This is a genomic window from Jejuia pallidilutea, from assembly GCF_002973595.1.
GTDB lineage: Bacteria > Bacteroidota > Bacteroidia > Flavobacteriales > Flavobacteriaceae > Jejuia > Jejuia pallidilutea.
This window is the reverse complement of sequence record NZ_PVEO01000005.1, coordinates 323,768-348,117: the sequence shown is the minus strand read 5'-3', so window position 1 is coordinate 348,117 and position 24,350 is coordinate 323,768. Positions and strand designations below refer to the sequence as shown.

At 33.8% G+C, this 24,350-nt stretch carries 21 protein-coding genes; 7 read left to right on the top strand and 14 right to left on the bottom strand.

Translation table 11 applies throughout. The features are described 5' to 3' along the window. Nucleotides 1-116 precede the first annotated feature (116 nt). Entirely contained in the window at nt 117-566 is a 450-nt protein-coding gene (locus CLV33_RS10575) for a nucleoside deaminase (protein ID WP_042241574.1), read from the top strand. Here the strand turns inward: CLV33_RS10575 and CLV33_RS10570 are convergent. Genes CLV33_RS10570 through aspS form a run of 3 tightly spaced genes read right to left on the bottom strand, consistent with a single transcriptional unit; the run spans nt 563 to nt 4,394 of the window. After that, a complete protein-coding gene (locus CLV33_RS10570) occupies nt 563-799 on the bottom strand; it encodes a hypothetical protein (protein ID WP_105473872.1) in 237 nt (78 codons plus the stop codon). The two genes, CLV33_RS10575 and CLV33_RS10570, sit on opposite strands and share 4 nt — an antisense overlap. A 5-nt stretch (nt 800-804) precedes the next feature. Beyond that, nucleotides 805-2,592, bottom strand: a complete 1,788-nt coding sequence (locus tag CLV33_RS10565; RefSeq protein WP_045371023.1) for a chloride channel protein — start codon at nt 2,590-2,592, stop codon at nt 805-807. Between the two features lie 47 nt (nt 2,593-2,639). Further along, entirely contained in the window at nt 2,640-4,394 is a 1,755-nt protein-coding gene (gene aspS / locus CLV33_RS10560) for an aspartate--tRNA ligase (protein ID WP_105473871.1), read from the bottom strand. 166 nt (nt 4,395-4,560) lie between these two features. Between aspS and CLV33_RS10555 the strand changes: the two genes are divergently transcribed. Beyond that, nucleotides 4,561-7,143, top strand: a complete 2,583-nt coding sequence (locus tag CLV33_RS10555; RefSeq protein WP_146109732.1) for a carboxylesterase family protein — start codon at nt 4,561-4,563, stop codon at nt 7,141-7,143. Between the two features lie 74 nt (nt 7,144-7,217). Here the strand turns inward: CLV33_RS10555 and CLV33_RS10550 are convergent, their stop codons facing one another. The 4 genes from CLV33_RS10550 to CLV33_RS10535 are packed head-to-tail and all read right to left on the bottom strand — an operon-like array spanning nt 7,218 to nt 13,878. Further along, nucleotides 7,218-10,733 carry an efflux RND transporter permease subunit gene (locus CLV33_RS10550; RefSeq protein ID WP_105473870.1) on the bottom strand — a complete coding sequence of 1,172 codons (3,516 nt, stop codon included), beginning with the start codon at nt 10,731-10,733 and terminating at the stop codon, nt 7,218-7,220. Nucleotides 10,734-10,743: 10 nt separating this feature from the next. Continuing rightward, nucleotides 10,744-11,910 (bottom strand): efflux RND transporter periplasmic adaptor subunit, encoded by a 1,167-nt coding sequence (locus CLV33_RS10545; RefSeq protein WP_042248132.1) that lies wholly within the window; start codon nt 11,908-11,910, stop codon nt 10,744-10,746. A gap of 16 nt (nt 11,911-11,926) precedes the next feature. Then, the gene (locus CLV33_RS10540; RefSeq protein ID WP_045371029.1) at nt 11,927-13,270 is read right to left on the bottom strand and encodes a TolC family protein; all 1,344 of its coding nucleotides are present in this window, start codon (nt 13,268-13,270) and stop codon (nt 11,927-11,929) included. Beyond that, the gene (locus CLV33_RS10535) at nt 13,267-13,878 is read right to left on the bottom strand and encodes a TetR/AcrR family transcriptional regulator (RefSeq protein ID WP_042241908.1); all 612 of its coding nucleotides are present in this window, start codon (nt 13,876-13,878) and stop codon (nt 13,267-13,269) included. Before CLV33_RS10535 ends, CLV33_RS10540 begins: the two co-directional genes overlap by 4 nt. 125 nt (nt 13,879-14,003) lie before the next feature. On the opposite strand from CLV33_RS10535, the gene CLV33_RS10530 reads away from it, so the two are divergent. From CLV33_RS10530 to CLV33_RS10510, 5 genes are all read left to right on the top strand, one after another. After that, nucleotides 14,004-14,975, top strand: a complete 972-nt coding sequence (locus CLV33_RS10530; RefSeq protein WP_105473869.1) for a polyprenyl synthetase family protein — start codon at nt 14,004-14,006, stop codon at nt 14,973-14,975. Next, nucleotides 14,975-15,322 (top strand): hypothetical protein, encoded by a 348-nt coding sequence (locus CLV33_RS10525; RefSeq protein WP_105473868.1) that lies wholly within the window; start codon nt 14,975-14,977, stop codon nt 15,320-15,322. The genes CLV33_RS10530 and CLV33_RS10525 overlap by 1 nt, the downstream gene beginning before the upstream one ends. Before the next feature lie 62 nt (nt 15,323-15,384). Continuing rightward, nucleotides 15,385-15,819, top strand: coding sequence for an RrF2 family transcriptional regulator (locus tag CLV33_RS10520; protein ID WP_042241585.1), 435 nt, complete (start codon nt 15,385-15,387; stop codon nt 15,817-15,819). A gap of 104 nt (nt 15,820-15,923) precedes the next feature. Then, nucleotides 15,924-16,655 carry an iron-sulfur cluster repair di-iron protein gene (gene ric / locus CLV33_RS10515; protein ID WP_105473867.1) on the top strand — a complete coding sequence of 244 codons (732 nt, stop codon included), beginning with the start codon at nt 15,924-15,926 and terminating at the stop codon, nt 16,653-16,655. A gap of 110 nt (nt 16,656-16,765) precedes the next feature. Continuing rightward, complete coding sequence (locus tag CLV33_RS10510) at nt 16,766-17,965, top strand: hypothetical protein (RefSeq protein WP_105473866.1); 1,200 nt, start codon at nt 16,766-16,768, stop codon at nt 17,963-17,965. A gap of 23 nt (nt 17,966-17,988) precedes the next feature. Here CLV33_RS10510 and CLV33_RS10505 read toward each other — a convergent pair whose 3' ends face one another. From CLV33_RS10505 to nosZ, 7 genes are all read right to left on the bottom strand, one after another. Next, entirely contained in the window at nt 17,989-18,417 is a 429-nt protein-coding gene (locus CLV33_RS10505; RefSeq protein ID WP_105473865.1) for a hypothetical protein, read from the bottom strand. 14 nt (nt 18,418-18,431) lie between these two features. Further along, entirely contained in the window at nt 18,432-19,214 is a 783-nt protein-coding gene (locus CLV33_RS10500; protein WP_105473864.1) for an ABC transporter permease, read from the bottom strand. Beyond that, nucleotides 19,207-19,914 carry an ABC transporter ATP-binding protein gene (locus CLV33_RS10495; RefSeq protein ID WP_105473863.1) on the bottom strand — a complete coding sequence of 236 codons (708 nt, stop codon included), beginning with the start codon at nt 19,912-19,914 and terminating at the stop codon, nt 19,207-19,209. The genes CLV33_RS10500 and CLV33_RS10495 overlap by 8 nt, the downstream gene beginning before the upstream one ends. Next, entirely contained in the window at nt 19,908-21,143 is a 1,236-nt protein-coding gene (locus CLV33_RS10490; protein ID WP_244906421.1) for a nitrous oxide reductase family maturation protein NosD, read from the bottom strand. The genes CLV33_RS10495 and CLV33_RS10490 overlap by 7 nt, the downstream gene beginning before the upstream one ends. A gap of 4 nt (nt 21,144-21,147) precedes the next feature. Further along, nucleotides 21,148-21,585 (bottom strand): nitrous oxide reductase accessory protein NosL, encoded by a 438-nt coding sequence (locus tag CLV33_RS10485; protein ID WP_105473862.1) that lies wholly within the window; start codon nt 21,583-21,585, stop codon nt 21,148-21,150. Between the two features lie 26 nt (nt 21,586-21,611). Further along, nucleotides 21,612-22,232 carry a hypothetical protein gene (locus tag CLV33_RS10480; protein WP_105473861.1) on the bottom strand — a complete coding sequence of 207 codons (621 nt, stop codon included), beginning with the start codon at nt 22,230-22,232 and terminating at the stop codon, nt 21,612-21,614. Between the two features lie 139 nt (nt 22,233-22,371). Further along, entirely contained in the window at nt 22,372-24,342 is a 1,971-nt protein-coding gene (gene nosZ, locus CLV33_RS10475) for a Sec-dependent nitrous-oxide reductase (RefSeq protein ID WP_105473860.1), read from the bottom strand. Between the last annotated feature and the right edge of the window lie 8 nt (nt 24,343-24,350).

Here is a 24,350-nt window from a genome sequence, read left to right as displayed (position 1 = left end):
TCGAGGTAATTATTTTTAAAAGCGCGTAGCTTCTCCTTTAGTTATACTTTGAGAAGTGCGCGTTTTTTTATTTATATTACGCTATGAGAATAATTTGAAATTGTATTTTAGCTATTATGATAGAACCTTTTGATGACACTTATTTTATGAAAAAAGCCCTTCAAGAAGCTGAAATAGCTTTTGAAAAGGGAGAGATTCCTGTAGGTGCTGTAATTGTAATTGATAATAGAATTATTGCTCGTGGACATAACTTAACAGAAACTTTAACTGATGTAACTGCTCATGCCGAAATGCAAGCCATAACAGCGGCTGCTAATTTTTTAGGCGGTAAATATCTTAAGGGTTGTACGTTGTTCGTAACATTAGAACCTTGCCAAATGTGTGCTGGCGCATTGTATTGGAGTCAAATTGATAAAATTGTTTTTGGTGCTAGAGACAAAGACCGCGGTTGTATTAATTTAAAAACAAAATTACATCCAAAGACAAAAATTGAAGGTGGAATTTTGGAGGATGAAGCTAGCGCCCTGTTAAAACGTTTTTTTATAGTGAAGCGCAATTTAAATTAGTATTTTTTTTCTTTTTGGCTTTCTCTCATTTTATCTAAGTTTTCTTTAGTTAACATATATTCTTTTACATCACGATCTTTCCAACGGTAATAAGAGAATAAAGGGAATACTAAAAAAAATAGAACTGCAACCCCAGATCCAATAAGTTTTTGTGAGTTTTCTAACTTAAAAGCAAACCCAGAAATTATTAAACCTGCTGAAACTAAAGTAAGGATAATGATGAGGTATTTCATTTTTATTAATGCGTTACGTTAATTAACTGGCGCCTGTATGCTGTTAATAGTTTAGATTTGGAAATATAACCATAATATTTCCCATGTTTAATTACAGGCAAATTCCATGCGCCACTAGTTTTAAATTTTTCCATGATGCTATTCATAGTATCTTCTTCATAATTTATAATACCTGCATCGGCGTGCATTAAGCTTTGTACATCTACTTTGTCGTAGAGTTCTGTATTAAACATCATATGTCTAATATCATCTAACCTGATAACACCTAAGAATTCATCATTTTTATTCACCACAGGAAAATGATTTCTCGAAGATTTTGCAACTGCATTTTCAAGTACTTCACGTAATTTCATTTCTGGTTTTAAGATAATGAAATTGGTTTCAACTACCTTGTCTATTTCTAACATCATCAATACGTTTTTATCCTTATCGTGAGTAATTAACTCTCCACGTTGTGCTAATTTTAAGGTGTAAATAGAATGTGAAATGTAATATTTAGTAATAGCAAAAGAAATCGCAGCAACCAGCATTAGGGGTACGAACAACTCGTAACCTCCAGTTATTTCTGCAATTAAGAATATAGCGGTTAAAGGGGCGTGTAATACACCGGCCATTAACCCTGTCATTCCTATTAGTGTAAAATTAGATTCAGATACATGAAAATCTAGCCCTAGATTGTTAATTATTTTGGCAAAAGCGTTACCTAAAGCACTTCCCATAACTAAGGTGGGAATAAATACGCCGCCAACACCTCCAGCTCCAAAAGTAGTGGTCATAGCTATGGCTTTAAAAATGGCTATCCCTAAAAGTAAGGCTATAACTATCCAGATATTTTCTAAATCTAGGTTGAAAGGGGTATTGCCAATAGCAGCAATATGGTCGCCCTTTAAAAGGTTGTTCATTACGCCGTAACCTTCACCATAAAGTGGAGGGATAACATACAGCATCGTACCAATGGCTAGACCACCTATGATTAAGCGTTTCGCTCGACTGTCAAACTGTTTAAAAAAGTTGGTAATACCAAAAAATACTTTAGAGTAATACACAGACATTAATCCTGTAACAACACCTAAAATAGCGTAAAAGCCAATGTCGTTAATTTGAAATTTATCAGTGAGTTCAAAACGCAATAACACATCAGTTCCTAGGAAAAAATAAGAAGTAACCACAGCTGAAACCGAAGCTAATAGCAGAGGAACAAGCGATGTAAATGCGATATCTAAACTAAAAATTTCTATGGCGAAAATAATTGCTGCAATTGGGGCTTTAAACATAGATGCCATGGCGCCAGCAGCAGCACACGCTATAAGTAGTAAACGTGTTTTGGTATTCATGTGAAATAAACGGGCTGCATTAGAGCCTAGTGCGGCACCTACGCTTACAGCTGGTCCCTGTAGCCCTACCGAACCACCAAAGCCTACAGTTAAAGGTGCTGTTATTAATCCTGCATAAATATTATATCTTGGTATAATACCGTTAAGTTTGGATATAGCATGCAATGTAGTGGATATACCATGGCCAATATGTTTTTTTAGCCACGTTTGTTTTATAATATAAACCAATAAAAGGCCAATTATAGGAAGTATAAAGTAAAGTGTACTTTGGTAGTCTTTAAAGATATAAAGGTTAAAGAAATGCCTAATGTAATGCGTAAGGTTTTTTAGTACAACGGTACCCATTCCAGCCAAAAAACCAACTAAAATACTAAGCATATAAATGAATTGGCGTTCAGAAATATGTTTGTATTTCCAGATTAAAAACTTTCTTAAAAGACTTTTACCTTTAGTGGGCATATTATAAAATTAATAAAAAATCCCGCTAAGAGCAGGATTTCTAAGTATTATAATTTTAAATTAAGTTTTAAACTTAACTCCTCTAATTGTTCATCATCAATTGGGGCAGGTGCGTCTATCATTACATCACGCCCTGAATTGTTTTTAGGGAACGCAATGAAATCTCGTATAGTTTCTTGTCCGCCTAAAATAGCTACCAACCTGTCTAATCCAAACGCGAGTCCACCGTGTGGTGGCGCACCATATTGAAAGGCATCCATTAAGAATCCAAACTGTGCTTTGGCTTCTTCTTCAGTAAATCCTAAATAATCAAACATTAAAGATTGCGTTTCTTTATCATGAATTCTTATTGAACCCCCACCAATTTCGTTGCCATTGAGTACTAAATCGTAAGCATTAGCTTTTACTGCACCCGGATCAGTTTTAAGTAATTCTAATTGTCCTGGTTTTGGTGATGTAAATGGATGATGCATCGCGTGATAACGTTCTGTTTCTTCATCCCATTCCAATAATGGAAAATCCATAACCCAAAGCGGTGCAAACTCATCGGGTTTACGTAAACCTAAACGTTCTGCTAATTCCATACGTAAAGCACTTAGTTGCGTGCGCACTTTGTGAGTGTCTCCAGAAAGTACACAAATTAAATCGCCTGGTTTAGCGCCTGTTACTTCTGCCCATTTTGCTAAATCGTCTTGGTCGTAAAACTTATCTACAGACGATTTAAACGTGCCATCGTCATTACAACGACAATACACCATACCTAAAGCGCCTATTTGCGGACGCTTTACCCAGTCTATAAGTTTGTCTATTTCTTTACGGGTATAAGCGTTTCCACCTGGAACCGCAATACCAACTACTAATTCGGCATTGTTAAATACGTTGAAATCTTTGTGTTGCGCAACGTCGTTTAATTCTCCAAATTCCATCCCAAAGCGAATATCTGGTTTGTCGTTACCATATAATCGCATAGCATCATCGTACAGCAATCTTGGGAATTTTTCAACTTCAACACCTTTTACTTCTTTTAATAAATGGCGTGTTAATCCTTCAAAAGCATTTAAAATATCTTCTTGCTCAATAAAGGCCATTTCACAGTCTATTTGTGTGAATTCTGGCTGTCTATCGGCACGTAAATCTTCGTCTCTAAAACATTTTACAATCTGGAAATATTTATCCATTCCGCCAACCATAAGCAATTGCTTAAAGGTTTGTGGCGATTGCGGTAAGGCGTAAAACTCACCTTGGTTCATTCTACTTGGTACTACAAAATCGCGAGCACCTTCGGGAGTAGACTTAATTAAATAAGGTGTTTCTACCTCAATAAATCCTTCGTTCGATAAATAATTACGAACTTCTTGGGTTACTTTATGTCTAAAAATTAAACTGTTTTTTACAGGATTTCTACGAATATCTAAATAGCGATATTTCATTCTTAAATCCTCACCACCATCGGTTTTGTCTTCAATAGTAAACGGTGGTAAAATAGCTTGGTTAAGTATGTTTAATTCTGAAACCAATATTTCTATGTCGCCCGTTGCTATATTTGGGTTTTTAGAGGCACGTTCTATAACGGTTCCCTTCACCTGAATTACAAATTCGCGACCCAATTTTTGTGCTTGTTCTATAAGCTGTTTAGAGGTGCGTTCTTCATCAAAAACCAACTGCGTAATACCGTAGCGGTCTCTTAGGTCTACCCAAACGATAAATCCTTTATCTCTAGATTTTTGCACCCATCCAGCAAGGGTTACTTCTTCATTAATATTTGAGGCTCTTAATTCGCCGCAATTATGACTTCTGTACATAGTGAAATTTTGATGTGCAAATTTAAAGAATTAGTCTATAGATTAACCATTTTATATTGCTTTTTTAAAGGTTTACAAAGTTATTCATTGATGCATATTTGTTACTAGTCGAAAAATATTTTTAAAAGGATTTAAAAAAGTAATTTTAAAGAAAATAAATTTCATCATGATAAATTTTACCGGTAACAAAATCTTAAGTGTTTTATTCTGTCTTTGTTCTCTTTGTTTTGCATTAAATGCGCAGCAAAGAACAGGAAATATTGTTGAGTATTTCGGAAAAGAAAAAGTTAACGAGATTGAAGAAGGCAAATTACTGCATGTTTTTAAAACAGGTTTAACATTGAAACTTCAAAATAGTGGCGTTAATTCATCAACATTTCCAGAAGACCCAGTGTTCAATACGTTTTTAATGAATCCAGAGTATAGAGCATCAAAAAATAAAGTGTTTGATGTTGATTTTAAAGGTGAAGAATTAAAGTGGACGCCCATAAAAGTAGATTCTACAAGTTCTTTTAGAAACCGAAATTTAAGGTCGAGCTATGTGTATTTAACCTATACATCTAATTCTGAAAAAGTGGTGCTTTTTGAAGCATCGGGGCACACGTTAGCGTTAATAAACGGGTATCCACATGAAGGCGATTATTACGATTACGGATGGAGTTTAGTTCCCATAAAACTTAAAAAAGGCACTAATATTTTTGTTTTAAAAGTAGGACGATTTCCTAGAATAAGAGCAAGATTAATTGAACCTAAAACCCATGTACAAATTACAACTAGAGATTTAACCTTACCAGATGTTTTAATTGAAGAGCCAAAAGATTATTTAGCGGCAGTAAGAGTTGTTAATGCCACCGAAAATTGGGTTAAAGGTTATGAAATTACGTCTGAAATTGATGGTAAATCAAGAACACATCAAATTCAAGATTTACCACCTTTAAGTGTGCAAAAGGTAGCTTATAAAATAGCCCATGTAGCAGATTCTTCTAAATTGGGAAGAATTGAAATGACACTTAATCTATCTGACGGACAACACATTGTAGATACCAAAACCACAACAAATATTAGAGTAAAATCGAAATACAAAAAACACAAACGCACTTTTATAAGTGCTATAGATGGGAGTGTGCAGTATTATAGTATAGCGCCTTCAACTACTAAAGATACAGATTCGTTAGCCATGTTTTTATCTGTTCACGGTGCATCGGTAAAAGCCGAAAATCAAGCCAATGCCTATAAACAAAAAGACTGGGGGCATGTTATTGCGCCTACAAATCGTCGTCCGTTTGGATTTGCTTGGGAAGATTGGGGACGCTTAGATGCTTTGGAAGTGTTAGCCGAAGCCAAACACGTTTACAAACCAGCCGAAAATCGCATTTATCTTACTGGTCATTCTATGGGAGGTCATGGTACGTGGTATTTAGGTGCTACATATCCCGATAAATTTGCGGCTTTAGCACCATGCGCCGGATATCCCGATTTGTTGTTGTATAGAGATCGTTCGTTAAGCAGATTTTCACAAATGTCTGAAGAACGAATGAAACGTTTTGGCATTACGCCGAAAATTTTAGAGCGTATGAAAATAAAGCATGTGCCATCGGCAGTTGAAAATATGATTACCAGAGCGGGTACACCAAGTAGAACTTTAGAACTTATTCGAAATTATTTGCATCATGGTATTTATATTTATCATGGTGAAAAGGATAATGTGGTACCAACAGCTATAGCTAGAGATATGCGCGAACGCTTAGGGAAGTTTCATCCAGATTTCACTTATTATGAATATCCTGATGGCACACATTGGTATGGCGACCATAGTATGGATTGGGAGCCTATTTTTGATATGTTTAAAAACCGAAGTATAACAGAAGATAAAGATATTGATGAACTAGAATTTTATACAGGATCTCCAGGGGTGTCATCAAAGTCGCATTTTATTTCAATATATCAGCAAGAGGACGCCTTTAAAGTGAGTTCGTTTAAGTTTTTAAAAGACAAAGATTATACTATTACTACTAATAATGTGGATGTGTTAAAGGTTGAATTTTCTAAACTGAAGGATACTATAAATAGTTTGGTTTTAGATGGAAAAACTATAAAGATAGATAGTAAATCTACCATGTTTTTTAAGAAGGAAAATGGTGAATGGCAGTTAGCTTCAAAACCAGATTTAAAACAAAAAGGGCCACACCGAAATGGCGGATTTAAAGATGCTTTTACAAACAACGTGGTATTGGTTTACGCAACCAAAGGAAATGAAGCAGAAAATAAATGGTATTATAATAGGGCGCTTTTTGATGCTGAAAAATTTTGGTACCGCGCTAATGGAAATATTGAAATGATACCTGATACCGAGTTTTCATTAAAAAAATATGCAGACAGAAATGTGGTGTTATACGGTAATAAGGATAATAACAGTGCGTGGACTAAACTTTTAAAAGAAAGCCCTATTCAGGTGATGAATAATGCTATAGATTTTGATGGAAGAACCATTACAGGAAGTAATTGGGGGATGTATTTTATTGTGCCAAGGACAGATTCAAACAAAGCTAGTGTGGGTGTAGTTACTGCCACGGGTGAAAAGGGTATGAAAGCAGCTTACGCTAACCATTATTTGGTAAACGGCACCACATTTCCTGATGTAGTATTGTTTGAAGATGCTGTTTTAGAAGATGGTGTTTCTAAAGTAAAATGTGCTGGTTTTTTTGGAAACGATTGGTCTGTTAAACATGGAGATTTTGAGTGGAAGTAAACTTTCTAAAAAAAAAATCCAGAGTTTAAACTTTAAACTCTGGATTTTATAATCAAAATTATTTGTAAATGGTTTTAAAGCCTGTTTTCATTGGGAATATGGTGGTCTTTAGCTAAACTAACTTCTGCAATTCTATGTTTAAATAACCACATTTTAAATTTGGTTACTAAAAAGAATAAAACGGGCACTACAATAAGCGTTAAGAATGTTGCAATTAGCAATCCGTATATTACTGTCCACGCCAAAGGACCCCAGAACACTACATTATCTCCACCCATGTATATATTCGGATCGAAATCTGAAAATAATGTGAAGAAGTTAATGTTTAGCCCAATAGCCAAAGGAATTAATCCTAAAATAGTAGTAATGGCTGTTAGTAATACAGGGCGTAAACGTGCTTTTCCTGCCTTAACAATAGCTTCATAAAGATCATCGGTTTGTATGTAGGCTTCCTCATCAAGATCTAATTCGTTCTTTTTTCTATCAATAATAAGTTGTGCATAATCTAAAAGCACCACACCATTATTAACTACAATTCCTGCTAGCGATATAATACCTACCATAGTCATCATAATAACAAAAGAACTCCCTGTAATTACAATTCCGCCAAAAACACCAATAAAACTTAGAAAGATAGCTATCATAATAATTCCAGGTTTAGACACCGAGTTAAATTGAAATATTAGAATAAAAAATATTAATGCTAACCCAGTTAAGAAGGCATTATTTAAAAAGGCTTGTTGTTTGTTTTGCTCTTCAATTTGCCCTGTATAATCTATCTTTATGTTTTCTGGCAAACCTGTATAGCCTTTCATTTCGTTTTGAATTTGAGCTATTATGGCGCTAGCATCAACAAAACCTGGAGCCAAAGCAGAATACACAGTAACCACACGCTTTGTTTCTTTATGTTTAATAGCGCTAAATCCAGAGTTGTTCTCAAATTTTGTGACGGCCGATACGGGTACACTTTTTATTTGCCCTGTGTTGTCCCTAAATGTTATATTTTGATTGAATAATGCACTGGTATTGTATCTTATATCTTCGTTAAAACGAATATAGATATCAAAATCGTCACCATCTTCTTTGTAAATACCAGCTTTGGTACCAAAAATAGAATTACGTAACTGTTGCCCAACTTGAGAGGCGCTAACACCTAATTCACCAGCTTTTTCCCTATCAACAGTTACACGCATTGTGGGTTTATCTTTATTTACATCAATTTTAAGTTCATCAATACCAGGGATATTTTTCGTATTGATAAATTCTCGCATGTTTTCTGCTGTAGCTATCAATTCGTTATAATCGTCTCCTTCAATTTCAATATTTATAGGGGAACCGGCAGGTGGGCCATTAGCATCTTTTTCTACTGAAATTAAAACCCCAGGATAAATACCAACCAAGGCTTCTTGAACTTTTTGGCGCAATAATTCACTATCCTTACCACGTCTGTATTTGTACTCGCGCATAGAGGCTGTAATTTTGGCTTTATGGGGAGTTTCTGCTGCAGAACCCATATCGGTTTGTGCGTTTCCTGCACCTTCACCTACTTGAGATACAGCACTTTCTACCAAAAAGTTATAGCCATCATCAACATATTCATCTTGGTTAAGTACATCAAATACGCGCTTTTCAATTTCTTTTGTAATGGCATTGGTTTTTTCAATATCGGTACCTTCGGGGTATTCAATGTAAACTATAATTTGATTTGGCTTATTATCTGGAAAAAATTCTACTTTGGTACGTTGTGTCGCTAACGATATGCCAAACGCCACAAACGATATTATTAATAGTAGAAAAGTACCAATACTTAACACATAAGGCATTTTTCCTGAAAGCGCATTTCGCAGACGAATTTCGTACCAATTTTCTAATTTTACTAGTGTTTTGGTTTGAAAATTGTTAGCCCATTTTCTTAAAAACAATCGATACACCCAAAGCATAATTGCAGAAAATACCATAACGCTTCCTAGGGCTCTGTTGGTGCCTCCAAAAATAAAAATAAGTATACCTATTCCTCCAATAATTGAAGACGTCATTATAGCATTCTTTAAAGGCATGTCTTTATCTTCTGTTTTCATGAATTTAGAAACCAATACTGAGTTAAAGAAAATAGCGACAAATAACGAGGAGCCTAATACAATGGATAGGGTAATGGGTAAAATCATCATAAAATCTCCCATAATTCCAGGCCATAACCCTAAAGGGATAAAAGCAGCAACCGTAGTAGCTGTAGAAATAATAATAGGGAATGCAATTTCACCAATACCTTTTTTTGCAGCTTCAATACGGCTCATGCCTTCTTCGTCCATAAGCCTGTAAACATTCTCTACAACCACAATACCGTTGTCTACAAGCATTCCAAGGCCCATAATTAAACCAAAAAGTACCATGGTATTTAGACTATGCCCTAATAGATTTAATATCATAAGCGACATAAACATAGACATAGGAATGGCGAAACCAACGAATAAGGCGTTTTTAAATCCTAAAAAGAACATTAAAACGGTAACAACCAAAATAATTCCAAAAATAATGTTGTTTACCAAATCATCTACTTGCCCAATAGTTTTTGGAGATTGATCGTTGGTGATGGTTACTTTTAAATCTAGAGGAAAAACATTTTCAATAGCATCTTTAACAATAGTTTGAATTTGTTCTGCTGCAGCAACCATGTTTTTTCCAGCTCTCTTTTTAACATCGAGCATTACAACTGGTGCTCCAAACTCGCGAGCAAAAGTAGTTTTATCTTCTTCTTTAAAAGCGATACTTGCAACGTCTTTAAGGTAAATGGCATGACCATTTTCAGACTTTACCACAAAATTTTCTAGTTCGCTGGGAGTATCTATTTCACCCAAAATACGAATGGTACGACGTTGGCCACTAGCTATTAAATTGCCAGCAGACATGGTAACGTTACCACTTTTAATGGCGCTAATAACATCGTTAAATGTTACTTGGGCAGCCATCATTTTATAAATATCTACAGCTACCTCTACTTCCTTATCTTGTGCGCCACGAATATCTGCCTTTTTAATTTCCTGTACGTCTTCAATTTCATCTTGAAGATATTCGGCATATTCTTTTAGTTTTTCAACGGGATAATCTCCAGAAATATTTATGTTAAGAATAGGCATTTCTTCAGAAAGACTTAAATCGAACACATCGGGTTCTACTTTAGCTTCGTTAAATGTGGGCCAATCTTCACTAGAGGTTTCTGTATCTACTTCGTCTTTTACTTTTTGTTTGGCTTGTTCTACAGTAATGTTTTCATCAAACTCTACAATAACCATAGAGTAATCTTCTTGCGATGTTGAGGTAATTTCAACAACATTACTTATAGATTTTAGTTTATCCTCTAATGGGTCTGTAATTAGTTTTTCTATGTCTTCGGCAGTATTGCCAGGAAAAACAGAGCTTACATAAATTTTGGTTTCGTTTACCTCTGGAAAATTTTCTCTTGGCATACTAAAAAAAGCAGTAACACCTATGTAGAAAAATACGGCAATAAGCACGTACATGGTGGTTTTGTTATTTATTGCCCAAGATGATAAACCAAACTCCTTGTCTACGTTCTTTTTCTTTTTTGTCATGGTTTTTGGTTTAGTAATTTATCACTTTTACTGTTTGTCCATCTTTTACACTACGTGCACCTTCTTTAATAATTTCAGCGTTGTTTTCTATTCCTGAAAGTACTTCGATAACATCGCCTTGTGTTTTACCGGTTTTAATAATTACACGTTTAGCTTTTGCTAAACTATCGGTTTTATCTGTTGTAGTGTATATATATTGTTGTCCCTCGGCGTTTTCTGAAATGATACTTTGAGGTATTAAAATTGCTTTATTGTTTGTGTAATCGTTAATTTTAAGTTTTGCTGTAAGATTTGGTTTTATAGACATATCCTTATTAGGGATAGCTACTTCAACTTTAAAGGTTCGATTTGCTGGATTAATAAAATTTCCTGCCTGACGTATTTTTGCATCCATTTCTTTTCCTAAAACAGGGAAATTTACTTTCACGTCTTTTCCTTTTGTAATGTCTGTAATGTAACGTTCTGGCACGTCGGTTTCAATATACATATCATCTAAGTTCACAATTCTAAACAGCTGTGATTGTCCTGGTGCTACAACGCTACCTTGTTCTGTAATTACATCATCAATAATTCCTGAAAATGGGGCGCGAACATTGGTTTTGCCAACTTGTTGTTCCAGTTGGTTAACGGCCTGTTGTTGTGCTTCGTAAGTAGATTTGGCTTGTAGGTATTGAATTTCACTTCCAATTTTTTGATCCCATAGGCGTTTTTGACGCTCAAAAGTGGTTTTTGCTAACTCTGCTTGAATTTTTAATTGTGCCAATTGCTGGCTTAAACCTCCATCGTCAATTTTAGCTAGTATTTGCCCCTTGTTAACTCGTTGTCCTTCTTTAACATAAACCTGACTTAATACACCTGAAAATTCTGGGTAAATAACTAAATTTTGCTTCGTATCTACATCACCTTGTAACTCTACAAAGTGATTAAAAACTTCTTCTTTAGCTATAAAGGTTGTAATTAGAGGGATTTTTTCCTGAGGATCTAGTGCTTTTATTTCTTTTTCTAACAGTTTAAGTTTTGCTGATAGTTCTTGTGCTGCCGCATCCAACTCTGTTTTCTTTTGTCTTATTTGTTCTAAATCTTGAGACGCGATTATATCTTCAACAGATTTGTTTTTGTTGCCACCACAAGAGGTTAATATAATAGCACTTATGATTGTTAAGGTTATATATTTCATGTTATGATTGATTTTTTTAGTTGTTAATTGTATTTAAAACGGTTTCTAGCGTTGCTTTTTTGTTGATAACATCTAGCATAGACTGTAAAAATTCTTGCTGTGCCGTATAAAGTTGGGTTTGTGCTTGTCTTAGCTCAAAACTCGATGCGATACCTTCTGAGAATTTAATCTGATTTTTTTTCTCGATACGTTCGGCAAGATTTAAGTTTTGCTTTTTGTTTTCGTAATCTTCAATTGCAAATTGGTAATCGCTCTTAGCAGATGCTATTTGGAGTTTTAATTGTTGCTCGGTTTCAGTAAGTGCGTCTTTCGCTTTTTCTAAATTTATTCTAGCGCGTTGAGTGGCTGCACTTCGCATACCAGAACTAAAGATTGGCAAATTTAGGCTTATGCCAAATGATGAAAAACCAGACCAGTTTTGGTCGCTATCTAAAAACGAAAACTCATTACTAAAGCCTAAATAACCACCGTTTAAATACCCGCTAAGTGTTGGCAATGCTTTACTTTTTTCTAGTTTTAAAAGTAATTCTTTAGAACGCTTATCGTTTTCAGCGATTTTAAAATCTATAGTGTTTTCAATGTTTTGTTCGGCATTTAAAAGTTCTAGTTTAATATTTTCAGAAGTTAAAGTTTCTAAATTATCAGTTAAGGTAGTATTTGTATTTATCTCTGCACCTAAGGTTATATTTAGCATTTGGTATGCCAAAACTTTTAAACGTGTGGTGTTGTTTAAACTACTTTCTACGCCCGATAAAGTAATTTGCAGTTGCTCTACACTTTCTTCATCACCTAAACCATTTTGGTAAATTTTTGTAGTTTCATTCAAATTTTTCTTCAATACGCTAATGTTACGTTCTAAGATTTTAATGCTTTCTTCGGCAAGTAGTACATTGCCATAAGCATCTATAACTGCTTTGCGCACTTCTAAATCTGTCTTTTCTTTAGCATTTTTAGAGATTTCTAAAAACACCTTGGCAGATTGCAGGCCAACAAGATAAGAGCCGTCAAAAATTAGCTGACTTAAGGTAGCTGTAGCATTGGCATTTTGTTGGGTGCCAAAAATAACTTCGGTAAATTCTCCTGGGTTTCCGCCCAAAAATTCGGCAGGAATTACAGATACTTGTTGTTTTAAGAAATTTTGATAATCTGCACTAGCACTAATTTGTGGTAAGCCAGTTGCTGTTGTTTCCCATTTTTGTTTTTTTGCAGCTTCAATATCTCGAGATGCATTTAAAGCGGTTCTATTATGTTCTAAAGCATAATCTATAGCTTCCTGTAACGATAAATTTAGATTTGTATCTTGGGAAAACATAGCTGTAGCCCATAAAAAACTAATTAGTATTATAAGGTAGTTTTTCATTTTTGTGATTGATTGGTTTTAATGTAACTGTTTAATATATCGAGGCCTTTAGGGGTACAAATGCCACGTAAATGGTATTCTAAATAATTATTCATAATCATGAACACCGAGAATTTTTCTCTGGGAAATAAATCGTTGTCTTTAATAATCATCATGGTGTTAAAATATATTCTCGAAATAAAATCAACATTAATATCTTCTCTGTAAAGCCCTTCTTTTACACCACGGTTTAAATTATTGACAACACAATTTTGCATTACAGAAAACTGCTTTTCCTTTAAGGTTTTAAATATTCTAGGATAGTATTTTTGAAGCTGGTATTGAGGTGAGGATTTTTCATCTTTAAGATGTTCCATAACAAACTCCTTAATACCATAAATTTCTTCTATTGGGTTTTTGTTTAAATTACAAATACAATCTATACCGTTTGATATAAATGTAAATAAATGCATTGTGGAGGCCTGTACTAACTTTGTTTTATTGTCAAAATGCTGATAAATTGTTTTTTTAGACATGCCCAATTTATTGGCAATATCATCCATGGTAACACTTTTAAACCCATAGTTTAAAAACAAATCTGTAGCGCCTGTTAATATTTTTTCTTTCATAATTGCGGGCAAATATACATAAGGAAACTTTAGAAACAATAAAAGTTTCCAAAGTTTTAAAATTTTTTTAACATATAGTTTATTTGTAAGCGTATACATAATATGATTTACATTATTTTTGCCTAATGCTTTCAATAGAAAAATATCAAGAAGAATTTATAACTTACTTACAAGCGTATTCTACAGTAAAGGAACCTGTAAGTTTGTACGAGCCTGTAGCCTACATTTTGGGTTTAGGAGGTAAACGTCTTAGGCCTGTTTTAACTTTAATGTCTGCCGATGTTTTTAATGGTAATTTTAAAGAAGCCTTAAATGCGGCACTAAGTATAGAAGTGTTCCACAATTTCTCCTTAGTACACGATGATATTATGGATGATGCGCCTCTGCGACGGGGGCAAAAAACCGTACACGAAAAATGGGATGTTAATACTGGCATTCTCTCTGGCGATGCTATGTTAATTATGGCTTACCAACTCTTTGAGAATTACGAGGCTAACACATTTCAGGCTTTGGCTAAATTGTTTAGCAAAACAGCCTTAGAAGTTTGTGAAGGCCAACAGTATGATGTAGATTTTGAAACTAGAAATAACGTTACCATACCAGAGTACTTAAAAATGATTGAGTATAAAACTGCTGTTTTAGTTGGTGCTGCTATGAAAATGGGCGCCATTGTAGCAGGTGCCTCTGTAGCAGACCAGGATAGTATTTATGAGTTTGGAAAAAATTTAGGTATTGCATTTCAATTACAAGACGATTATTTAGATGCTTTTGGGGATCCTAAAACCTTTGGAAAACAAGTTGGCGGCGATATTATTGAAAACAAAAAGACGTATTTATACCTTAAAGCACTAGAGTTTTCTAACGAAACCGATAAGTCGCAATTGCAAGAGCTGTTTAGTAATACCAATACATCAAATAATAAAGTAAACCTAGTAAAACACATTTTCACAACCTCTGGTTCTGCCGAAGCTACAAAAACTGCTATTGCAGATTATACAAATAAAGCATTTTTGGTTTTAGAGTCTTTAAATATTTCTGATACTAAAAAAATGCTTCTAAAAAACTTTGGTATTGGTTTAATGAATAGGACTGTATAATGCAATTCCCAGCTACGTTTAACGATTTAATTGAGGAAGCTAATCAATTAGAATTATATAAAAAACTAATTTTTCAATTGAATAAAGATTTTCATTTAGCGAATATCGATTTAGATTTTCATGAAGATACGCTACCGTCTAGTTTAAAATTGGTACTACACGAAACGGTTTACAAACTTATACAAGAAAAATTTGCCGAGTATTTAAATTTACTTTACATCATTGATGTCCCCGAAAAGCAAGTTAAAGCACTACAAGGAAACGATACCATTAAATTGGCCGAAGATGTATCGTTATTAATACTTAAACGCGAGTGGCAAAAAGTTTGGTACAAGAATAAATTTTAATTAAGATAAATTTGTCTTAATTAAAATGAAGCTGTATATTTGTATCATATTAAAACCACAATATGTTTTCTAAAGCTTGCGAATATGGTATAAAAGCGTCTATTTTTATTGCTATCAATTCTTTTGAAGGTAAGCGAGTTAGTCCTAAAGAAATTGCAAAGGAAATAGATTCTCCACAAGCATTTACAGCCAAAATTTTACAAGCCTTAGTAAAACATAATATTGTAAATTCTGTAAAAGGTGCTTACGGTGGTTTTGAAATTGATAAAGACAAAACAGCTGCTATCAAACTTCACCATATAGTTAATGCTATAGATGGCGATTCTATTTATAACGGCTGTGGTTTGGGGTTACATGAATGTAATGAAGCGCACCCGTGTCCTGTTCACGATAAGTTTAAAAGTATAAGGGATGAGCTAAAGTTTATGCTGGAAAATACAAGTTTACAAGAACTGGCATTAAATATTAAGTCGGGTATATCATTTTTAAAAGTTTAATAAACCAAATAAATTTAGCATATTATCTTAATCTAATAATCGAGTTTTACTCAAAAAAAATTTAAAAATAAATAGGATAAAAATATCCGAAATAAACAAAAGTTATGGTAACAATACAAAAAGATTCAGAAAAACAAATAGGGCAGTTTGTAGCCGAAGATTATAGAACGGCAGCAGTTTTTTCTAAATATAAAATAGATTTTTGCTGCAATGGTAACAGAACAATTAATGAAGCTTGCGAAAAAAAAGGAATAGATAGCAACGTATTATTAAATGAGTTGCAAGAAGTTTTAAATATTAAGGGCGAACAAACTATAGATTATAAATCGTGGCCGTTAGATTTACTAATTGATTATATTGAAAAAAAGCACCACCGCTATGTAGAGGAAAAAATTCCAGTATTGCGTCAGTTTTTAGATAAATTATGTCGTGTACATGGCGAGCGTCATCCAGAATTATTAAAAATAAACGAACTCTTTACAGCATCGGCAGGCGAGTTGGCTGCACATATGAAGAAAGAAGAGTTGGTGCTTTTTCCCTTTGTGAAGAAAATGGTTTCGGCAACATTACACACAGGTACTGTAGAAGCACCACATTTTAAAACTGTTGAAAACCCAATAGAAATGATGATGCAAGAGCATGATAACGAGGGTGAACGCTTTAGACAAATTGCTGAACTTACAGATAATTACAACCCGCCAGCAGATGCCTGTAACACCTATAGGGTAACATTTGCTATGTTAGAGGAGTTTGAAAAAGATTTGCATCTACATATTCATTTAGAAAACAATATTTTATTCCCTAAGGCTATAAAGCTAGAGCAACAATTTAGTTAATAGCACCTCTAGTTTTATGAACTAAAATTCCAGAAAGGGTTCCTTTTCTGGAATTTTTAGTTATAAACTTTTATAAAGGTTGGTATATTTAACACCGTAAAAGTATTGCAATGCCCAAAAAACTTATAGTAATTTGTTTAATTAATTTTTTTATTTCAGCTGTAATGGGTTTGGCATTACGGTATTCGTTTATAGGGAACATTGGTTTTAATTACCGTTTTTTAACACATGCCCATTCGCATGTTGCCATGTTGGGTTGGGTATATTTAATGTTGTATGTGCTTATAGTACACTATTTTATTCCAAAAAGGCAAACCGTTTTCATAAAATTGTTTTGGGTTACACAAATAGCAGTAATAGGTATGATGTTTAGTTTTCCATTTCAAGGTTATGCCGCTATTTCTATTTCGTTTTCAACCTTACATATTTTTTGCAGCTATTATTTTGTGTATTTAGTGTGGAGATACCATAATAAACAAAGTTTAGTGCCTAAGTATCTACTTAAAACAGCACTAATATTTATGGTACTGTCTACTTTTGGAGTTTGGTGTTTAGGGCCTGCAGTTTCTATGTTAGGACAGGCTTCAGCTTTTTATCAAATTGCGATACAATTCTTTTTGCATTTTCAGTTTAATGGTTGGTTTTTAATAGCTGTTGTTGCTGTATTTTTTTATTTGTTTAAGGTTGAGAATTCAAAGCTATTCAGGTATTTTTATAAATTATTAATACTATCAACCCTGCTTACCTTAGCATTACCAGTACATTGGTTTGCACCTCATAATGTGCTAGTTTATTTAAATGGTATTGGCGTATTGCTTCAGTTAATTGTGCTATACCTGTTTTTAAGACTTGTAAAACCTAACTATACCCAGGTTTTAAAACAGCAACCAAAACTTGTTGCTTATCTCTATGGGTTTGCTGTTATATGTTTTGTTTTAAAAATAATTTTACAACTTTTATCACTCTTACCAGAGTTCTCTCAGGTAGTTTACACACATCGTAATTTGGTAGTTGGGTTTATTCATTTGTTAATGCTTGGGCTCATTACAGGTTTTTTGTTTGCATTTATTGTAAACAGTGTGTTGGCGCGTTTTACACGCGCGCTCTATTTTGGTGTGATAAGTTTTTTAACAGGTTTTATTTTAACCGAGATATTGCTAATAATACAAGGCGTCAGGTTTTATTTTGGTATAGGTCTCTTGCCAAATTATTACTTGTTACTTTTTATTTCTAGCATATTTTTGCCTTTAGGTATTGGCCTGATATTATATAATATAATTACAAGCAAAAAAATGAGAAAAAATTATTAAGGGTAAATAGCCGCAACACTATTTTATAATTTAAAATGACTAAAATATAACTGAATTAAGGTTTCGAGTTGTGTTAAAGCTTTTTTGGATTTTGTGTTGTTATTAGATTCTTTTAATGTTCCTATTTCATCCAGCATAGGCACTAAAACCACATGTAGTTGGTCGTGAGGTTCCCCTTTCATAGAACAGTTTTTAATGATGTAGCTGGTTTGTTTGGAAAGATTTTCACCTAAAGTTTTATAGTCCTTGTCTTTTTTCTTTTTGAAAACTGAAATGATGGAATCCATAATTTTAATGCCCTTATGAGTCTCTGGGTTTACCAGCCATTTTTCATTGTTATTTAGTATCAATTCTAAATTATCATCTACTGAAGTTTCTTTGGATTTAGTTTCATTTTTGCAATTGGAAAAAACTAAACAAATGAGTATGAATAGTATAGATTTTGTTTTCATTTTTTTTTCATTTTTTAAAAATCTTTCTTTTTAGATTTAAATACAATCCTTAAAACAGGTAAAATTACCCAAACAGTCAACATTATAAAGGATATAATTAATCCGAAGTTAGTACCAAAAAACTCTTTAAAAACAGCCCCTGTGTATCCTAATAGTGCAGAAATATCTAACTTTAAAAGTATAAGTGTTCTAGACAAATCTATAGGATTTAGCATGGTGCCAACTAACGATAATTTGTCTAAAGGATAATCTTCAAACATAATTAGCGTCATTAAAAAAGCACCATCGTAAATTATGGCAAGTAATAACCAAAGTAGAATGGCATAACCAAATCCTTTAATTTTATTTTCGTTTGATAATGCTATATTAAAAGCTAGTGCGGTGAAAATTAAGGTTAAAAATGTTCCGGTAATTAAGAGTAAAGAAAAATCCCATATGGCATTACTTTTAAACAAGCCATAAAACACAAACGGAATGCCTAAACCTAAAATTAAACTCATAGAAAGTGATAAGGCAACGCCTAAATATTGGCCCAAAAATATAGACGACCGTTTTAGGGGTTGCGCCAATAAAAGCTCGGTAAATTCCTTGGAATTATAGTAGTACATAACACCAAAAATAGTACCTATTAAGGGTACAAGAACAATAATAACATTCATTAAGGTAATTACTGCTTTTGAGAGGTCGTTGTTTAAAAACAAAAGCACAATACCTAGTAGTAAATAGAATGCAAAATACACGTAACTCCAACGACTACGCATTAAATCGAAAAAACTATATTTTAATATTTTAAGCATGGTTATCTGTGAGTATTGATGCTATTGCATGTTCGAAATCTGGTTGGTTGGTTTGTGTTTTTAATTTAGAAATAGTACCCTTAAAGTATATTTTTCCTTCTAACAAAAACACAATTTCATCTGAAACCTCTTCTACAAAACCCATAATATGCGAGGTTATTAAAATGGTTTTTCCTTTTGCTTTTTCAGTTTGTATTAAATCCTTTAACCTTATAAGCGAAATAGGATCTAGACCAGTTGTTGGCTCGTCTAAAATAATTAACGGGCTATCAAACATAAACGTTAACACAAGATTTACTTTTTGTTTTGTGCCACCCGAAAGATTACCAAGTTTTTTATCTAAAAAAGGCTCTAGTTTAAAAAGTTTAATTAAGCGTTCGTCTTCATTAGTATATTTACGCAAGTCCTTAATCATTTTAATTAATTCCTTAACTTTTAAATTACTGGGGAAGTTGGCAATTTGTGGTAAGTAATCAATTTTATGTCTGTAATCTGGATTTTTCTTTACATCTTCACCAAGTACAGAGATGTTACCTTTATTAGGAATAACCATGCCTAAAATAGATTTAATTAGAGTGGTTTTTCCAGAGCCATTTGGTCCTAGAACTGCAAAAATCCCACCTTCGGTTATGGTTAAATTTAAACCACTAAGTACTTGGTGCTTACCAAATTTTTTATGTAAATTTTCAATAGTTACCATGTTATTTGCTTTGTTAGTGGGTTTTTGTCTAATAGATTGTCTGGTGTAAAAACAGGAGATACTTTTTCAGAAAAATCAATAATATCTATAAACATACTTCTTAGTAAAATAATGGTTTCGGGGGTTCTGTTTACTATATAAGAAAACAGTTTAACTGGTCTGTAAGGCACATCGCCAACTCCATTTTTATCAAGATCGTAACCTGTGTAATTGCTCCAATAGTTTCTGTTAAAAACATTATCGTTTACTTTGCTATTGTAAGCAATATCAAAAGAATTGTATAAAAAATTATTTTCAAAAAAATGGTTGGTATAGCACGCACCTCTAACCTTAATAGCCCAACCGTTGTTTTTAAAATCGTTGTGCTTGTAGGTTATACGGTTTGAGCCTTCTATATTAATGCCAATAGTATTATCTTCGAAAATATTACCAATAATTTCGGCATCATTTATTTCTTTTAAAAGCATACCATAAGACGCCGTTCCCCAATTTTCCTTAAAAATATTGTTATACATTTTAATTCTTTTAGAAAACATAACGGCAACCCCAGCACCATTGTTTTCAAACGTATTATCTTGGTAGGTGTCATCATTAGAAAACATAAAGTGTAAGCCGTATCGAATATTTAGTGAGCTTACATTGTTTTTTATAGTGCAGAAAGTAGAAAATTCTAAATAAATACCATCTCTAACATGTTGCACAAAATTGTGCTCAATTTCTACATTTTTACTATGCCATAGTTGTATGCCATTCCCCGAGTTATATTCCTCTACGGCATCACCAATTATCTTGTTGTGAAATACCTTACCGTCTCTTGATTTTTCAATATAAATCCCAAAAAACAATTTTTCTAAAACTAAATTTTGAATGGTAAAGTTTTTACTGTTTTTTACTCTAATTGCAGCGTAATCTTCGGTGTAGCTTGTGCCTACGTTTATAATAAATAGCCCATCAACCGTAACATTATCGGCAGTAATTGTGATGATTTCGCCTTTTGATTGGCCATCAATTACGGGATAGTTTTTGCCAACAATTGTTAGTGGTTTATTCACTATAATACCATGTTCCTTGTAGTTGCCCTTTTTTACTAAAATAGTATCGAAATCCTTGGCTTTTTCAATTGCACTTTTTAATGTTGAAATTGGGCACGAGGTACACACCTCTATAGTTTGCGCAATAGCGTTACCAGCCATTAAAATGGCGATAAAAAAAACGGTTAGATGTTTCATGTAACTAGTCTTTAAATTTTGCTAGTAACTCTTTCCAGGTGTATAGTTTACCGCCTTTTTCTGCCTGTATTTTTTCGGCATCAGTTCTGTTTTTAAAAGCCGATAGAAATGCGCCCATAGGGCTAGGGATGTTTTCGCTTATTAAAAAAGTAGCTTTTGTAGCATCTACTAAAACTTCGGGTTCTGCATAGTTGTTAGACAAATAGAGTTTAATTTGAGAGGTGTCAAACTCCTCCATAAAATTTATCATACATTCTGTGGCATCAAACATATAGACTTTACCTTTTTTGGTAACAATTTCAGCGGCATGCACTTTGTCTACAATGGTCATTTTACAAAAATGGCAGCCATCGGTTCCGTAATTTATTTGCTTTGGTGAAGCATCGCAACTAACGAGTATGAGTAGTAAAGCGATTATAAAATAGTATTTTAGTGTTTTCATTTTTTTAGTGTTTTAAAGAGGCAGTATTACTGCGTTGTTTTCTTTAAGCTCGCTTTTCTGCCAAACCAAAAGGCAACAAGAGTTAAAGACATTCCAACAAACATTAGGTAACCGCCTGTATGTGGTAAAGATGTTACATCAAAATTTAATAGTTTTTGAAAGCCTAATAAAGGTGGTTTGTAGGACATAGGTGTGCCATCGGGGTTGGTTACTTTTATTATAGCATGCGGATCTAGATTACTCCCATAATCTATTAGCCAGTTATTAAAATCGTACATGCCTAAAACGCCTAATACAGACATTAATATAAACCAGCCTAAGAAAAATTTGTAACTTATTTTGTTAAAAATACCTAGTAAGCCTATAATAGCCCCTAATAAAGCCATACCTAAAATAACTTTTGGGAATACTGAGAACTCCCACATTTCGTTAGGTTTAGGAATGGTTTTCATGCCTATGTAGTGGTTTAGTCCATCAATATTTTGTAAATCGAACTCTGATACACCTTTAATGCCATCAATATAAATATTCATACCTAAAGGTTCCGGATATTGAGGCGCACCAAGCATGATGTTCCATAACGGGAATTTAAAAAGCCCCAATAACAGTAATGAACCTATAATCATTATAATACCAGCCTTTTTCATTTTAATAAGATATTGATATGTTACGATATTTATGCCTAAACAGGTTTTAGTGGTTTTAAAAAGAAAGGCGAGAGCGAAAAATCAACTCTCGCCTTATTTAGAGAAATAAACACTAAAAACAAAATTTCCCTAATTCTTGCTATTCAATATTTTCTCCCATAGACCATTTTAACGGTACATTGCTATTTGCTGGAGATACTCTAATGTATCCTTGCATTTCTTGGTGCAATGCAGAACAGAAATCTGTACAATAAAATGGCCATACGCCAACTTTTGTAGGTTCCCAAACAGATGATTTTGTTTGCCCTGGCATAATTAAAAGCTCTGAGGTGTTTTGCCCTAGTACTGCAAATCCATGAGGTACATCAAAATCTTGTTCTAAGTTGGTAACATGAAAATATACTTTATCTCCAACTTTAATACCTTCAATATTGTCTGGTGAGAAGTGGCTTCTAATTGTGGTCATGTAAATATGCACCTCGTTCCCTTTTCTCACTACTTTGGTGTCAGCATCAGACTTGGCAGCATAATCATGGTTGTTTTCTGCTAAACTGTAGATTTTTTTAGAGCGTTCTTTAATAATATCGGCGCGCATTGCAGCAGCATAATGTGGCTCGCCATGTGTTGGAAAATCTAAAAGCAGTTCCATTTTGTCTCCAGAAATATCATATAATTGCGCAGAGTGTTCAAGTTCTGGGCCAGTTGGTAAATAACGGTCTTTAGTAATTTTATTCATGGCAAACATGTATTTGCCTTGTGGTTTTCTAGAGTTACCTCCAGGAATTGTTAAGTGGCCAACCGAGTAATATGTTGGTTTTCTATCAATAACTTCCCAAGTGCCTAATTTCCATTTTACAACTTCAGAAGAAATAAAGAATGTGGTATAAGCGTTTCCTTCTCCATCAAACTCTGTGTGTAAAGGCCCTAAACCTGGCTGTTCTACAGAACCAGCTAAAACATCTTCAAATTTTAAAATTGGAATACCATAGGCTTCTCCATCAAACTTTTTATTTTCAATTGCATCTAGCATTTTTGTAAATGAGTGTACTGTTAAGTTTGCCGAAAGTTTACCATTACCAACAATATATTCACCAGAAGGATCTACATCACAACCGTGTGGAGATTTTGGTGTAGGTAAGAAATATACAGCTCCAGGCACATCAGATGGGTTAACTACGCGTACTTCTTTTTTCATAGTAGAGGTTGCGGTATGGGTTACTTCATCATATACATTGTGTGCATATTCTGCGGGCATCATGGTGCCTCCACCATTATTTACATATTCTTCAATTTTTTTCCAGTTTATAGCTGCAATAAAATCTTTATCGTTTTGTGAAGCATTAACTTCTAACAGTGTGTTTGCTTCCTCTGTATTATACGTTGTAAAGAAAAACCAGCCATGGGATTTTCCGCGTCCAGGATGTGATAAATCGTAGTTAAAACCAGGCATTAATAATTGGAATTTTATATCCATATGGCCATGTTCTGGCTCTACACTAATAAAAGAGAGCGCGCCTTGAAAATTACCTTTGTACTCGCTAATTGGCATATCGCGCTGTGGTACTGGTACAGAAAAACGTGTTCCTGCAACAACATATTCTGTGTTTTCTGTTACAAAAGACGAACTGTGGTTTCCTGCACTGTTTGGTACTTCTATAATCTCTGTAGTTTCAAAAGTTGTTAGATCTATTTTTGCAATTCTTGGTGTATTGTTTTCGTTAATAAAAATAAATCTACCATCTATTTCGCCATTGGTTTGAGAAATATCTGGATGGTGAGAATCTCCCCAAGGAATAAAACCATGAGAGGTATTAAGCATTGGTTTAGTTTCTTCAGAATAGCCATAACCAGAGGTTGGGAATTGAGAAAATACAGGTATTTCCTTAAACATTCTTCCAGAGGGCAAACCGTAAACGGTTAAATTGCCACTGTAACCTCCAGATATAAAGGCATAAAACTCATCGTGCTCTCCAGGAGCTACATATACTTTTTCTGCAATATTACTTGCTAAGGCTCCAGATTTACCACCTGAATTGGCCGAATTATTACAACTTGTAAATGCTACAAGAGCACCTAAAATTGCTAGGGTTGATTTTAATAAATTTTTCATTTTATATA